General features: G+C 47.0%; 13 protein-coding genes. 7 read left to right on the top strand and 6 right to left on the bottom strand.

Annotated features, from left to right (window positions below; genetic code table 11):
• Positions 1-19 precede the first annotated feature (19 nt).
• On the top strand, positions 20-664 hold the full coding sequence (locus tag GO493_RS07255; RefSeq protein ID WP_157305473.1) for an START domain-containing protein: 645 nt from the start codon (positions 20-22) through the stop codon (positions 662-664).
• A 129-nt stretch (positions 665-793) separates the two neighbouring features.
• Here the strand turns inward: GO493_RS07255 and GO493_RS07260 are convergent, their stop codons facing one another.
• From GO493_RS07260 to GO493_RS07285, 6 genes are all read right to left on the bottom strand, one after another.
• A complete protein-coding gene (locus tag GO493_RS07260; RefSeq protein WP_157305474.1) occupies positions 794-1,930 on the bottom strand; it encodes a hypothetical protein in 1,137 nt (378 codons plus the stop codon).
• A 19-nt stretch (positions 1,931-1,949) separates the two neighbouring features.
• Positions 1,950-2,387: an SsrA-binding protein SmpB gene (gene smpB / locus GO493_RS07265; protein WP_157305475.1), complete on the bottom strand. Its 438-nt coding sequence runs from the start codon at positions 2,385-2,387 to the stop codon at positions 1,950-1,952.
• Between the two features lie 78 nt (positions 2,388-2,465).
• The gene (gene accD / locus GO493_RS07270) at positions 2,466-3,314 is read right to left on the bottom strand and encodes an acetyl-CoA carboxylase, carboxyltransferase subunit beta (RefSeq protein WP_157305476.1); all 849 of its coding nucleotides are present in this window, start codon (positions 3,312-3,314) and stop codon (positions 2,466-2,468) included.
• Positions 3,315-3,515: 201 nt separating this feature from the next.
• A complete protein-coding gene (fbaA, locus tag GO493_RS07275; protein ID WP_157305477.1) occupies positions 3,516-4,583 on the bottom strand; it encodes a class II fructose-bisphosphate aldolase in 1,068 nt (355 codons plus the stop codon).
• A 110-nt stretch (positions 4,584-4,693) separates the two neighbouring features.
• Entirely contained in the window at positions 4,694-5,506 is an 813-nt protein-coding gene (locus GO493_RS07280; RefSeq protein ID WP_317165408.1) for a helical backbone metal receptor, read from the bottom strand.
• Complete coding sequence (locus GO493_RS07285; RefSeq protein ID WP_157305478.1) at positions 5,507-6,865, bottom strand: pyridoxal-phosphate dependent enzyme; 1,359 nt, start codon at positions 6,863-6,865, stop codon at positions 5,507-5,509.
• 123 nt (positions 6,866-6,988) lie between these two features.
• Here GO493_RS07285 and bioD point away from each other — a divergent pair, with 123 nt between their 5' ends.
• The 6 genes from bioD to GO493_RS07315 all read left to right on the top strand — a co-directional run bounded on the left by bioD (position 6,989) and on the right by GO493_RS07315 (position 14,165).
• Positions 6,989-7,615 (top strand): dethiobiotin synthase, encoded by a 627-nt coding sequence (gene bioD, locus GO493_RS07290; protein WP_157305479.1) that lies wholly within the window; start codon positions 6,989-6,991, stop codon positions 7,613-7,615.
• 12 nt (positions 7,616-7,627) lie between these two features.
• A complete protein-coding gene (locus GO493_RS07295) occupies positions 7,628-8,209 on the top strand; it encodes a 5-formyltetrahydrofolate cyclo-ligase (RefSeq protein ID WP_157305480.1) in 582 nt (193 codons plus the stop codon).
• Positions 8,210-8,211: 2 nt separating this feature from the next.
• A complete protein-coding gene (lpxK, locus tag GO493_RS07300; RefSeq protein ID WP_157305481.1) occupies positions 8,212-9,279 on the top strand; it encodes a tetraacyldisaccharide 4'-kinase in 1,068 nt (355 codons plus the stop codon).
• A 12-nt stretch (positions 9,280-9,291) separates the two neighbouring features.
• Positions 9,292-11,376: a ribonuclease R gene (gene rnr / locus GO493_RS07305; RefSeq protein WP_157305482.1), complete on the top strand. Its 2,085-nt coding sequence runs from the start codon at positions 9,292-9,294 to the stop codon at positions 11,374-11,376.
• 19 nt (positions 11,377-11,395) lie between these two features.
• Positions 11,396-12,367, top strand: a complete 972-nt coding sequence (locus GO493_RS07310; protein ID WP_157305483.1) for a polyprenyl synthetase family protein — start codon at positions 11,396-11,398, stop codon at positions 12,365-12,367.
• Between the two features lie 142 nt (positions 12,368-12,509).
• Entirely contained in the window at positions 12,510-14,165 is a 1,656-nt protein-coding gene (locus GO493_RS07315) for an amino acid permease (RefSeq protein ID WP_157305484.1), read from the top strand.
• Positions 14,166-14,298: the final 133 nt, after the last annotated feature.

Here is a 14,298-nt window from a genome sequence, read left to right on the forward strand (position 1 = left end):
CTTAGAATGGCGTTAAATCATGAGAAAAATAACAGGATTAATTTGTACAGCATTGCTGGCATGTACTGTAGCAAGTGCACAGACTAACTGGAAGCTCAAATCGAACAAGGACGGGATTGAAGTCTATATTAAAAATGTAGAAAATTCTGATCTGAAAGCTATCCGTGTAAAATGTTCCCTCCAGGCTACTCTCTCCCAGCTTACTGCCATTGTGCTTGATGTAAATACCGGGGCTGAATGGGTATACAGCACAAAATCAAGTACTTTACTGAAACAGGTCAGCCCTCTTGAAGTCTATTATTATTCAGAAGTAGCATTGCCCTGGCCTATCAGCAACAGGGATTTTGTGGCCCATCTCAAAGCTTCACAGGACCAGCATACCAAAGTTGTGACCATTGATGGTCCGGTAATACACAATTATGTTCCCGAAAAAAAAGGGATTGTAAGGGTGAATAAATCTTCCGGTAAATGGATACTGTCTCCCGGTCCGAAGAATACTGTTAAAATAGATTACACACTTGAAACAGATCCCGGAGGTTCTATTCCTGTATGGGCAGTCAATCTCTTTGCCGCCAAAGGTCCCACAGAGACCTTTAAAAAGCTAAAGGAACATATTGCCAAACCCGCATACAAACATGTACGGTTGCCTTCTATTGTGGATTAATACCTCTTATTCTCTTCCTGTGCTGTGCCCCCCACAGATGCGGTTACTGCTAACCCATAGATTACCAGCCCTTTCCGGTACATTTAATGAATAGAAAAGGGCATATTTCAGAATATGCCCCTTTTCCTGTTAAAGACTATTATATACCACCTGCATTTCTCTTGTCAGCTGATCATAAATAGGTTTAGTGAACAGCATGAACAGGTCCTGCGGTGGCGGTGGCGGAATATCCTCACCACCAAGTGTGCTCTTATCCTGCTCACTCAGTGCACGCACATCTCCCTTATAATAAGAGAATTCATTTACCCAGGTATAGTTACCCGGCAAACGGTCACCACGAACAATATTATTGCTGGCTACGTCTATCAACCGGTAGTCCAGCTGCCCTTCAGACAATACTGTAGCTCTTACATAGAACAGTGTGGCTTTCACTGTTTTAGTACGGATAACTACTTTTTTCCCTGTACTGTCTTTGGTAGATTCAACTTCAATCTCCTTACTCACTTCTTTCTGTGTGCGATCCACATATGTCTGGCCAACAACGAAATCATAAAACCGCATTTCCAGGAACTGGTCCGGGCGCAGGTTATTGCTCTGTGCTATGCGCTCGTCAGTAAACTGAACGAAACGGTTGATATTGCGGTTCTGCAGGTTGCGTATCAGGATATCTCTGAACTGATCTGCACTGAACTGGAAGCTGGGAGAACGTACATCGATAGCGCGCACTACCACATTCACAACACCGCGTTGATAAGCTTCATCCCTTAACTGAGCCGCATTGCGGTAATTGGGAATGATGCCCACGCAGGCATTAAATTCGTCAAAAGCGCGTCTGGCACTGGGCTTATCGCCCTGTTCAAGGAGATCTACACCCCGGTCATACCTTACCTGCGCAGCATTTTCCTGGGCGCCGGTAATAGCATTCCGGTAATCTTTAGGAGTAACGATAGCCGATGCGGCGGGAGAGGCGTGAATAGCATCGTACAATCTTTGCAGAGAATGGTATTCTCCGCGGATGTTCTCCCATTTAAGCTCATTATTGGAAACCATGTAACCGTTCACCCTGTCCTCATGTAAACGTTTTGCCTGATCATAGGCTTTGGGAAGAAGGTCAAGAGCGGTGGCATCCTGGGGGCGTTTTTGCAGCTTTTTTACGAACAACAGCACGGCATCGTCATAACGGCCTTTGTTGTAGGACTTCTCTCCCGATTTGCAGGAGAGGATCAATAGGATAGGTGCTATCAGCAACCAGTTGTGGTATCGCATATCTCGAGTGTAGATTTTCTTATTTAAGGAATCTCCTGATCTCCCGGTCCGTTTCACGCTGCTTGATGCTTTCACGTTTATCGTGCAGCTTTTTACCTTTACCCAGACCTATCTCCATTTTTGCGAGACCTTTGTCTGAAATAAAAACACGCAGGGGAATGATACTGTACCCTCTCTCTTTAATCTTATTCTCAAGCTTCCGCAGTTCCCGCTTGGTTAGCAGTAACTTACGTTCGCGCAGGGGATTATGATTGGAATAGGTGCCGTGTGTATATTCGGCAATATGCAGGCTTCTAACAAACAATTCTCCTTTGGAAAAATAGCAGAATGAATCGTTGAAACTTACCCGGTTACCCCGGATAGATTTGATCTCTGTACCCGTCAACACCATGCCGGCAATATACTTATCCTCTATTGCGTACTCAAAATATGCCGATCTGTTCTTTAGTTCTGCCATTTCTTATAAAATTACGAATGACGAATTACAAATGACTATCAGTGTCTTTTGTAATTCGTCATTGACATGTTCTGGTGCTTATTTTTTAAATAATTCAAGCAGCGTTGCCAGCCTGGTCTTCATTTCCTTACGGTCAATGATCAGGTCCAGGAAACCATGCTCCAGCAGGAATTCCGCACTCTGGAAACCTTCCGGCAGGTCCTTTTTGATAGTTTCCTTGATAACACGCGGGCCAGCAAAACCTATCAGGGCCTTGGGCTCAGCAATGTTCAGATCTCCCAGCATAGCGAAAGAAGCGGTAACACCGCCGGTAGTGGGATCTGTCATCAGGGAAATATATGGCAGCTTGGCGTCTGCAAGTTGAGTCAGTTTTGCGGATGTCTTAGCCATCTGCATCAGCGAGAAAGCGCTTTCCATCATACGGGCGCCACCTGATTTGGAGATGATCATCAACGGCATCTTATGTGCAATACAATGATCAATAGAGCGGGCTATTTTCTCGCCCACCACGGAACCCATAGAACCGCCAATGAAAGCAAAGTCCATACAGGCCACTACCAGGTCATTCCCCTCTACTTTACCCGCACCTACACGCATAGCGTCTTTCAGGCCGGACTTTTTCTGGGCGTCTATCAGCCTGGCGCCATAGGGCTTCAGGTCTTTAAAGCCAAGGAAATCTTTTGGATAAATGTTGGAGAAGAGCTCCTCGAACTCATTGTTATCGAATAAGATCTCGAAATACTCTGCCGAATTGATGCGATTGTGATAATTACACTTGTCGCATACATAGTAGTGCTCTTTCAGGTCTCTTACTGTAGAGGTTTTTTTGCAGTTAGGACACTTGTGCCACAATCCATCCGGCGCTTCCTTCTTCTCACTTGTAGACGTTTGAATGCCTTGTTTAATGCGCTTAAACCAGCTTGACATATTGTACTATTAGGTTACAAAATAGTTGTGCAAGATACAAATTAAATTAACTTCCAAAGTATTCTGTCCGCAGATTTCTGTTTAAAGTACCTGGATACCAATAATTTGACCGGAATATCATATATAATAATACCCTAAAGACATAAAAAAAGTCCCCAGGAATCATATCCTGAGGACTAATTATCTATCCCGCTACCGGAATTATGCGTTCCTGTTGAGGCAGTTCAGGTCAGCAAATGCTTCTTCCAGGCGTTTTACGAAAGTCTCTTCACCTTTACGCAGCCATACACGGGGATCGTAGTATTTTTTATTTGGCTTGTCAGCGCCTTCAGGGTTACCCAGCTGTCCCTGCAGGTATGCTTTCTTAGCTTCATAGTAGTCATGTACACCTTCCCAGAATGCCCACTGCATATCTGTATCGAGGTTCATTTTGATAACACCGTAACCCAGGGACTCAGCGATCTGGTGCTTCGGAGAACCGGAACCACCGTGGAACACGTAGTATACTGGTTTGGCAGCGGTACCCAGTTTCTTCTGGATGTAATCCTGGCAGTTCTGCAGGATAACAGGACGCAGCTCGACGTTACCTGGTGAGTAAACACCATGTACGTTACCGAAAGCAGCAGCTACAGTAAAACGGCTACCTACCTGTGACAGGGTCTCGTAAGCGAAGCAAACGTCTTCAGGCTGAGTGTACAGCTTGGAGTTGTCTACACCGGAGTTGTCTACACCATCTTCTTCACCACCGGTTACGCCCAGTTCGATCTCGATGGACATACCCAGCTTATTCATTCTCTCGAAATATTTTTTAGAGATCTCGATATTCTCGTGGATCGGCTCTTCAGAAAGATCCAGCATGTGGGAGCTGTAAAGAGGCTGACCGGTCTGTTTTTTAAATTCCTCACCTGCGTCCAGCAAACCGTCTATCCATGGCAGCCATTTTTTAGCAGCATGATCTGTATGCAGCACAACAGGCACACCGTAGTATTTAGCCACCTCATGTACGTGTTTGGCGCCGGAGATACCACCCGCTATATTCGCCTGCAGCTTATCGTTCGGCATTCCTTTACCTGCAAAGAACTGTGCACCACCGTTCGAAAACTGGATAATTACCGGTGAATTTACTTTTGCAGCGGTTTCCAGTACTGCGTTCACAGAATTGGTACCTACTACATTCACAGCAGGCATTGCCCATGCATTGTTCTTGGCATCATTGTACAGCGCTTCCAGCTCTTCGCCGAATAACACGCCAGCTCTGTATTTTCCCATAGCTTTACGGATTGTTTTACATTTAAGGACAGCAAATATAAGCGTTAAATAATAACTATTATAGTGGAATTACGATTTCAGGCTGAAGATTTACCAAGAAAAGCCATGAATTATTCGTAATTCTTCAGTTTTACCTCCTCCATAAACCGGCTGAAGTAACCCGGCGCCTCCAGTAAACGGCTTCCATACCAGGAAAACATCTCTCCATCCACCAGCATAATCTGTGTGCCGGGAAGCTGTTCCCTCAGCATGGCGGCATGTTTCTCCGCAAAAGGATAGGGCTCTGAAGATAGCAGTACCAGCTGACAATCAGCAGCCTGCAACTGTTCAATGGTTATTTCAGGGTAACGGGACATCCCGCCGAAAACATTACTGAGACCGCAGGTTTCCAGCATAGTGTGAATAAAAGTATCTCCGCCTGCCACCATCCAGGGGTCTTTCCATATAAAATAAGCGGTACGTAAAGGAGCAGCTCCTTCCCATACCGCTAATGAACTGAATCTCTGTGTAATAGTACCCGCTATTTCTTCAGCGGCTTCGGCTTTGCCAGTTATAGCGCCAACACCCCTGATCATTTCCAGCGCCTCCTGCAGGTTATGGATATTACTCACCCATACCGGACAGCTTTCCATCAGCTCATTGACCTGCCACCTTTCATTTTCCTCCTTGTTGGCAATGACCAGGTCAGGCCGCAGGGCCTTAATAGCATCTAAGTGCAACTGTTTGGTACCGCCTATCCGCGTCTTTTCCCTGAACCACTGTTCCGGATGGCGACAGAATTTTGTGATGCCCACCACTTCGCTGTTCAATCCCAGATGGTACAGCAGCTCTGTCTGCGAGGGCACCAGGGATACTATCCTGCGTGGCGGGAAAGGTATCACCACCTGCCGTCCCAGCTGATCCGTATGTAATAATGTTTCCACTCAGCTACCCAGTGCCTGTATAATATCGTATTTGGTAACAATATGCGGATTCCCGCTTTCATCTTTCGTGAGCACCGCCCCGTTCTCTTTATTGATATATGACGAGAGCTTTTCGATAGGCATGTCCATGCTCACCTGCGGGAATGAAGGCTGCATCACCTGTTTGATCTGTGCGTCTTTCAGGTTGGAATCGTCTATCAGCTTACTGAAAAGCCCACCCTCTGAAATAGCTCCAACTATCTCATTATTATTAATTACAGGCAGATGTTCAATGTCAAACTTCTTCATCTTAACGATAGCATCGCTCACTTTTTCATCCTGGCTGATGGTGACCAGCGGCTGGTTCCTGCGGGCGCCGACCACGTCCCTCACGGTCTTAACGTCCAGGAAACCGCGCTCCATCATCCACTGATCGTTATACACCTTTCCTACATAACGGCTGCCATGGTCATGGAAAACCACTACCACCACATCTTCCGGCTTCAGCCGGCTTTTCAGCTGTATCAGTCCGGAAATAGCTGACCCGGCAGAATATCCTACGAAGATGCCTTCTTCCTTTGCAATGCGGCGGGCCATTACAGCGCCGTCTTTATCTGTCACCTTTTCAAAATGATCGATCACTTTCATGTCATAGTTCTGCGGCACGAAGTCTTCTCCGATACCTTCTGTGATATAAGGATATACCTCACTCATATCCAGCTGGCCGGTTTCATGGTATTTCTTCAGCAATGAACCATAACTATCTACAGCCCAGACCTGTATAGCAGGATTTTTCTCCTTCAGGAACTTACCTATACCCGTGATGGTGCCACCTGTACCGGTAGCTACTACCAGGTGGGTTATTTTACCATCCGTCTGTTCCCATATCTCAGGAGCCGTTTGTTCATAGTGAGCGTCCCGGTTAGCCAGGTTGTCATACTGGTTCACATAAAATGAATTGGGTATTTCCTTTGCCAGCCTGCGGGCAACGGAATAATAGGAGCGGGGGTCTTCCGGCTCTACATTGGTCGGACACACTATCACTTCCGCGCCTACCGCTTTCAGGATATCTACTTTCTCTTTGGATTGTTTATCTGTAGTTGTGAAGATACATTTGTAACCTTTGATCACCGCCGCCAGTGCCAGTCCCATACCGGTATTGCCGGATGTTCCTTCAATGAGGGTGCCTCCGGGTTTCAGTAAGCCCTGCTGTTCCGCTACCTCTACCATCTTCAGCGCCATACGGTCTTTAATAGAGTTGCCGGGGTTAAAGAACTCCACCTTTGCAAAAACAGGGCAGGGCAGGCCTGCTGTTACACGGTGCAGTTTTACCAATGGAGTGTTTCCTATCGTCTCAAGGATGCTGTTGCAAAATTTCATAATGTGTTATTTGGATCGGGACGAAAATAAGCAATTCCCGACAGGCCCAAAATTTGAAGTACTGTTACTACTTTCCCATTGCTGATAATCAAAGTATTGATCATTATACTATCTTTGTATATTATGAGTGAACGGATCTTTATAACCGGCATTGGCACCGGAGTAGGAAAAACGGTAACTGCGGCCTGTGTAACAGAAGCGCTGCAGGCCGACTACTGGAAGCCTGTGCAGACGGGGTTGACGGAGGGAACAGATACAGAAGTGGTAAGAAGCCTGCTAACCAATAAGCAGTCCGTATGTCATCCTGAAGCATATTGCCTGCAGGAACCAGCTTCCCCGCACCTGGCAGCCCGTATGGAAGACGTTACGATCAATGTAAAACAAGTGCTGGAAATGGCACACAAGATACAACCTGCTGGCAGACCACTGGTAATAGAAGGAGCAGGAGGGCTGATGGTGCCGCTCACAGAACAGGCTTTTATGATAGACCTGGTGCAGGACCTGGAAGCCAAAGTGATCATAGTGGCCCAGAACTATCTGGGGGGTATCAACCATGCCCTGCTAACGGCAAGAGTACTTAAGCAAAGCGGGATCCCGGTACTGGGCTGGATCTTCTGCGGAAATACTCATAGTAATGAAGCAGAAATTATTGGCTGGAGCGGTTATCCGCTGGTAGGCAGAATACCCTATACACCATTGGTTGACAAGGCTTTTGTGAAGGAACAGGCAGAAAAGCTATCTTTGCGGTAATTCAGATCCACCTTGTTAACAAAAAAGGATATACGAAAGGAATACCTGGAAAAACGTTTAAACCTTCCGGACAACGTCATAACCACGCTGAACCGGCAGTTGCTGGAGCAATGCAGACAACTGGACTACAGTACTTTCCGTCTGGCACACATTTTTCTACCTATCACAGAAAAGAAAGAAGCTGACACGCATGCCCTGGTAAACTGGGCCAGGACAGCTTATCCTTCATTACAGTGGGCCCTTTCACGCTCAGACATGCACAATGGCGATATGGAGCATTATCTGTGGGAACCCAATACTGTACTGATGAAGAACGGGTACGGCATCCCTGAGCCTGCAGGCGGCAAACAGGTAATGCCAGCAGAAATGGACCTTGTTTTCGTACCCCTGCTGGCATTTGACCTCCAGGGCCACCGGGTAGGTTACGGAAAAGGAATGTATGACCGCTTCCTGAAACAATGCAGACCGGGAGTAACAACCATAGGCCTCTCCCTGTTTGACCCGGTCACAGCCATTGAGGATACCGGGCATCTGGACGTACCACTCCGGATAGCCATTACCCCTCATTCAATTTATTATTTCAAAAAAAGCTGACAATGCTGGAATACCTGAAAGTCTTATTATACCCTTTTTCCCTGCTTTATGGCCTGGTAATGTGGACACGGAACCGATTCTACGATAAAAAGATACTGACAGCAGTAGAATTTGACCTGCCCGTCATTGCTGTTGGCAACCTCTCTGTAGGCGGTACCGGTAAAACTCCCCACGTAGAGCACCTCATCAGGGTATTAAAAGACAGGTTTAAGACCGCAACCCTCAGCAGAGGCTATAACCGCCGTTCAAAAGGCTACCTCCTGGCCACAGAGAACAGCACCGCCGCCCAGCTGGGCGATGAACCCATGCAGTTTCATCAGAAGTTCCCCGATATAGAGGTATGCGTAGGGGAAGAAAGGATGCTCGCCATCCCCCAGCTTATTGGCGAAAGACCGGAAACAGAAGTGATCCTGCTGGACGATGCTTTCCAGCACCGCTCTGTAAAACCGGGGCTCAATATCCTGATCACCGACTACAGCAGGCGGTTCACAAAAGACCATGTAGTCCCCTTCGGACGTCTTCGCGAAGGCCGTAAAGGATATGAAAGAGCCAACTGTATCATCGTATCTAAATGTCCGCCGGCTATGTCTGCCGCGGAAAAAGACGCCATCAGGCAGGAAATAAATCCCCTGCCCGGTCAGCAACTGTACTTTACTTCCCTGAAATACGGCGACTTGTACGATATGTTCAGCAATACCCCCGTCAGCGCCCCCGCAGATACCACCATCCTCCTGGTATGCGGTATAGCGCGGCCGGAACCATTGCTGCAACAACTGAAACAGACATACAAACAGGTGTTCCTGCTTTCCTTCCCCGATCATTATTATTATGACGGGCACGACCTGGATAAGATCAAAAGGGAGCTGAACAACCTGCCCGGCACAAATAAACTGGTAGTGACAACGGAAAAAGACGCCGTGAGACTACAGCTGAAAGCAGCCCGGCTGCAGGAGCTGAGCATACCCATTGCCGTTATGCCGGTAGAAATATCTTTTCTCTTCGGAGAAACAGATTCATTTAATAATTATATTTTTGATTACGTGGAGCAGTTTGGAAGTAACCATGTTTAAAATGTTACGGGAATGACAAAAAAGAAAAAACCTCAAAAAAGCAGCAGCCAGAAGAAATCTTTCTCAGGCACTGTTCAGATAACACGCTCCGGAATGGCCTTTGTCATTATAGAGGGACAGGAAAAGGATGTAATGGTACGCCAGAAAAACCTGAATACCGCACTGGATGGAGACGACGTCGTAGTTGACGTTATCAAGCAGGCAAAGAACCAGGGGCGCATGGAAGGTGTTATAACAGACATCATTAAACGCAAAAAAACAGAATTTACAGGCACACTGCAGGTAAATAAGGGATTTGCTTTCCTTATTCCGGAAAAAGGCCTCTTCATGCCTGATATCTATATTCCTGCCAATTCGCTGAAGGACGCGAAAACAGGTGATAAAGCTGTAGTCAAAATACTGGCCTGGGGCGAAAAAACCCGCAAGCCCGTAGGAGAGATCATTGAAGTACTGGATGCCGGCGATACCAACGACCTGGCCATGAAGGAGATCCTGATAGAAAGCGGCTTCCCGCTTAACTTCCCTTCAGCCGTAATGGAAGAACTGCTGACTATCAAAGAAAAAATAGACAGCGAGGAAGTGAAAAAACGCAAAGACTTCCGCAAAACCCTTACGTTCACGATCGATCCTGTAGATGCGAAAGACTTTGACGATGCCATCTCCATTAAAAAGCTACGTGGAAGCTGGTACGAAATAGGGGTGCACATAGCAGATGTAAGTCATTATGTACAACCAGGTACCGAGCTGGATAAAGAGGCCGATAAACGCGCCACCTCCGTATACCTGCCGGACCGCGTACTGCCTATGCTGCCGGAAAAGATCTCGAATGAGCTTTGCTCCCTGCGCCCGCATGAAGACAAGCTCACCTTCTCTGCCGTTTTTAAAATGAACGAGAAAGGAGAGATCAAAGAACACTGGCTGGGCAGAACGGTGATCCACTCTGCACACCGCTTCACCTACGAAGAGGTGCAGGAAGTGATAGAGACCGGCGAAGGGCCCTATAAAGACGAAGTATTGCTGCTTAACAGGATAGCCCAGACATTGAGGAAGGAAAGGTTTAACAACGGCGCCATCAACTTCTCCTCACAGGAAGTAAGGTTCCAGCTGGATGAGCATGCAAAGCCCATCGGCATCATGATCAAGGAAAGTAAGGAAGCCCATCAGCTGATCGAAGAACTGATGCTCCTGGCCAACCGGACAGTAGCGGAATATGTATACAATATCAGGATAGGCACCAATCAGCATGTACCTTTCCCTTACCGCGTGCACGATAAGCCCGACGAGGAAAAACTGAAGGTATTTTCCGTATTTGCACGCAAATTCGGGCATAAGCTGGAAGTAGATAATCCTGATAAACTGGCCCGTTCCTTCAATGAAATGCTGCAGCTGGCCCATGGCAAACCGGAACAGCATGTGCTGGAAACCCTGGGTATACGTACCATGGCCAAAGCAGTATATACAGTGGATGATATTGGTCACTATGGATTGGGGTTTGAGCATTACTGCCACTTCACCAGCCCTATCCGCCGTTACCCGGACGTACTGGTACACCGCGTACTGGCCCAATGCCTGGATAACAACATCCATCCCGATAAGCTAATGGAATCCAAAGCCAAACACTCTTCAGAAATGGAGCGTAAGGCAATGGAAGCTGAACGCGCCGCCAATAAATATAAGCAGGTGGAATACATGCAACAGTATATTGGCGAAGAATTTGAAGGTGTGGTGAGCGGTGTGGCACACTTCGGTTTCTGGGTAGAGACCGTAGAGACCAAGTGCGAGGGACTGGTCAGCCTTCACAGCATGACCACCAGGGACGAGTTTAAATATGATGAGAACGAATATGCCCTGGTAGGTATGTTTACCGGTAAAAAGATCAGGATAGGAGATAAGCTCAAAATACAGGTAGTAGCTGCCAACCTGGTAAAACGGCAACTGGATTATGACCTGGTAGAAAACGGGGCTCCCGCAGCAAAACCACGCGGCAGCCGTCCTCCTGCCAGGGAACCAAAAGAAAAGAAGGAAGTTAAAAGCCGGAAGAAAACTACAGCTAAAGGAAGTAAAAAGCCCGGCCACAGTAAAAAGAAGAAGCCATAATTTATAACGACAAGATACCATGCACTCATTTCAGGACCTGACAATTCAGTTTGGCAAACATTTCAGTAAGGAACATTTCCCTCAGCAACCGCATAAGCTCTATGCCGGTGCAAAGCATATCCTCGAAATAGGAGGAAAGCGCATCCGGCCCGTATTATGTCTCATGGGTAACGAGCTGTTTGATGAGATACACCCGGATTCATATGAGGTAGGTACAGCGGTTGAACTGTTCCATAACTTTACCCTGGTGCATGATGATATCATGGATAAAGCCCCGCTGCGCCGTAACAAGCCTACCGTACATACCCTGTATGGTGACTCTGCGGCCATCCTGGCAGGAGATGTGATGCTGATCAACGTATATGAACACCTGAACAAGGTACAGCCGCATTATAAACAGAAACTGCTGGCCGCTTTTAATAAAGCCGCCATTGAAGTTTGCGAAGGACAGCAGTTTGATATGGATTTTGAGGAAATGGAGCCGGAGCAGGTGAAATATGATGACTATGTGAACATGATAGCTCTGAAAACCTCCGTACTCCTGGCTGCCAGCCTGAAAATGGGAGCCATAATAGGAGGGGGCAGCGATTATAACCAGCAGCACCTGTACGAATTCGGTAAGAACATAGGAATTGCCTTCCAGATACAGGACGATTACCTGGATGCGTTTGGAGATCCTGAAAAGTTCGGGAAACAACAGGGTGGTGATATCCTGGTTAATAAAAAGACCTTCCTGTTACTCAAAGCGCTTGAGCTCTGTAACCCCGCCCAGCATACAAAGCTGAAAGAGTTACTGGCCAGCAATCCGGATGATAAGGTGGCACAGGTACTGGAACTGTTCCATGATTGCCAGGTAGATGCCTGGGCAGAGAGAGAAAAGGAAAGGTTCCAGGAGATCGCCCTTAAACACCTGGAAAGCATTGCAGTATTGTCTGCACGGAAACAACCGTTAATGGAACTGGCTGATTATCTGCTAAAAAGAGAACATTAATAACTTTTTTTCCTCGTTGACCGCCGCTGGCGGTCAACGTTTTTTTTGAGCAGTTTTCCTCACCGGCATATCCTGCCCAACTGTGGCGTAACAAAAATTCTCTATATTCGCGCATTCGCTAAACCTGTAAGTAATTCAACTAATGTCTAAATCGCTTTTTCGCAAAAAAACTATTGCCAGTATTCTGAAAGATGCAAAAGATGGTTTAACAGACGGTCATGGCACTGGTGAATTACATAAAGTACTACGGGTAAAGGACCTGACAGCCCTTGGCATTGCCGCAGTAATAGGCGCCGGTATCTTCTCTACTATCGGGGAAGCATCCTATCACGGAGGCCCCGGTGTATCACTTCTCTTCATCATCACAGCAATCACCTGCGGTTTCTCTGCACTTTGCTATGCTGAATTTGCCTCCCGCGTACCGGTATCCGGCAGCGCCTACACATATTCTTACGTTACTTTCGGTGAACTTGCCGCCTGGGTCATAGGCTGGGCGCTGATCCTCGAATATGCCATCGGTAACATAGCCGTCGCCATATCGTGGAGCGGATACTTTAATAACCTTTTGGCCGGGATAGGGAAGACCGTAGGACTGGACCTTGAATTGCCCGCCTGGCTGACAAGCAACTACGACAGCGCCTCTGAAGCTATTTATAACGCAGCTCCTACCATCTTTGGTTTCCCGGTAATACTGAACCTTCCTGCATTCATAATAGTAGTACTGGTCACTTACCTGGCCTATGTAGGCATCCGCGAAAGTAAGCGCAGCGCTAACTTCATGGTGGGACTGAAAATACTGGTCATCCTTTTTGTGATAATCGTAGGCGCCTTCTACGTGAATATAGATAACTGGAGCCCCTTTATGCCTAACGGCTTTTCAGGGGTGCTGAAAGGAGTATCTGCCGTTTTCTTTGCCTACATAGGTTTTGACGCTATCAGTACCACAGCCGAAGAATGTTCCAATCCCCAGCGTGATCTGCCCAAAGGCATGATCTATTCCCTCGTTATCTGTACGGTATTATATATACTCATTGCTTTTGTACTGACCGGGATGGTGTCTTACTCCCAGCTCAAAGTAGAAGATCCCCTGGCATATGTGTTCAATGCGGTGAACCTGCCAAAAGTGAGCTTTATTATATCTGTCAGCGCAGTGATAGCCACTACCAGCGTATTGCTGGTATTCCAGATAGGGCAGCCGCGTATATGGATGAGCATGAGCCGTGACGGGTTATTGCCCAAACAGTTCAGCCGTATCCATCCCCGTTTTAAAACACCGTCCTTCGCTACGATCATAACTGGTATCATTGTAGGTATTCCTGCATTATTCCTGAACCTTACCGTGGTAACAGACCTTACCAGCATAGGTACATTATTCGCTTTTATCCTGGTATGCGGTGGCGTATTGCTGCTGCCTGAGCGGGATAAGAACGCAACGGCAGAGAAACGCTTCAGTCTGCCGTATATAAGCGGACAATTTATAGTTCCTGCCATCGTTATCGTATGCGCCTGGCTGTTCCGTCATGAACTGACGAGCCGTCTTTCTACAGAAGGAGGTTGGGACGTATGGAAACACAATATCCCGTTCTTCTTTTTTGTTATAGCCACCCTGACCTTCACCGTACTTTCTGCCTTACGTAAACTATCACTGATCCCCGTCCTGGGCTTGCTCAGCTGTTTCTATCTGATGACTGAAATAGGTCTCAGGAACTGGGTAGTATTTGCCATCTGGCTGTTAATAGGCCTGCTCATCTACTTCAGTTACGGTGTTAGAAAAAGCAAACTTGCCGCAGCAGAATAATTCTATTGTCTTACGTCATCAAAGCGTCAGCTGAACCCGCTTTGTTTACGCAATAAAGTGTTAAAACCCATAATATTATTGGGTTTAATTACTTTTTTCCGTAAATTCGGATAGCTCTTTGATCTTAAAATCA

The organism is Chitinophaga tropicalis (genome assembly GCF_009758205.1).
GTDB lineage: Bacteria > Bacteroidota > Bacteroidia > Chitinophagales > Chitinophagaceae > Chitinophaga > Chitinophaga tropicalis.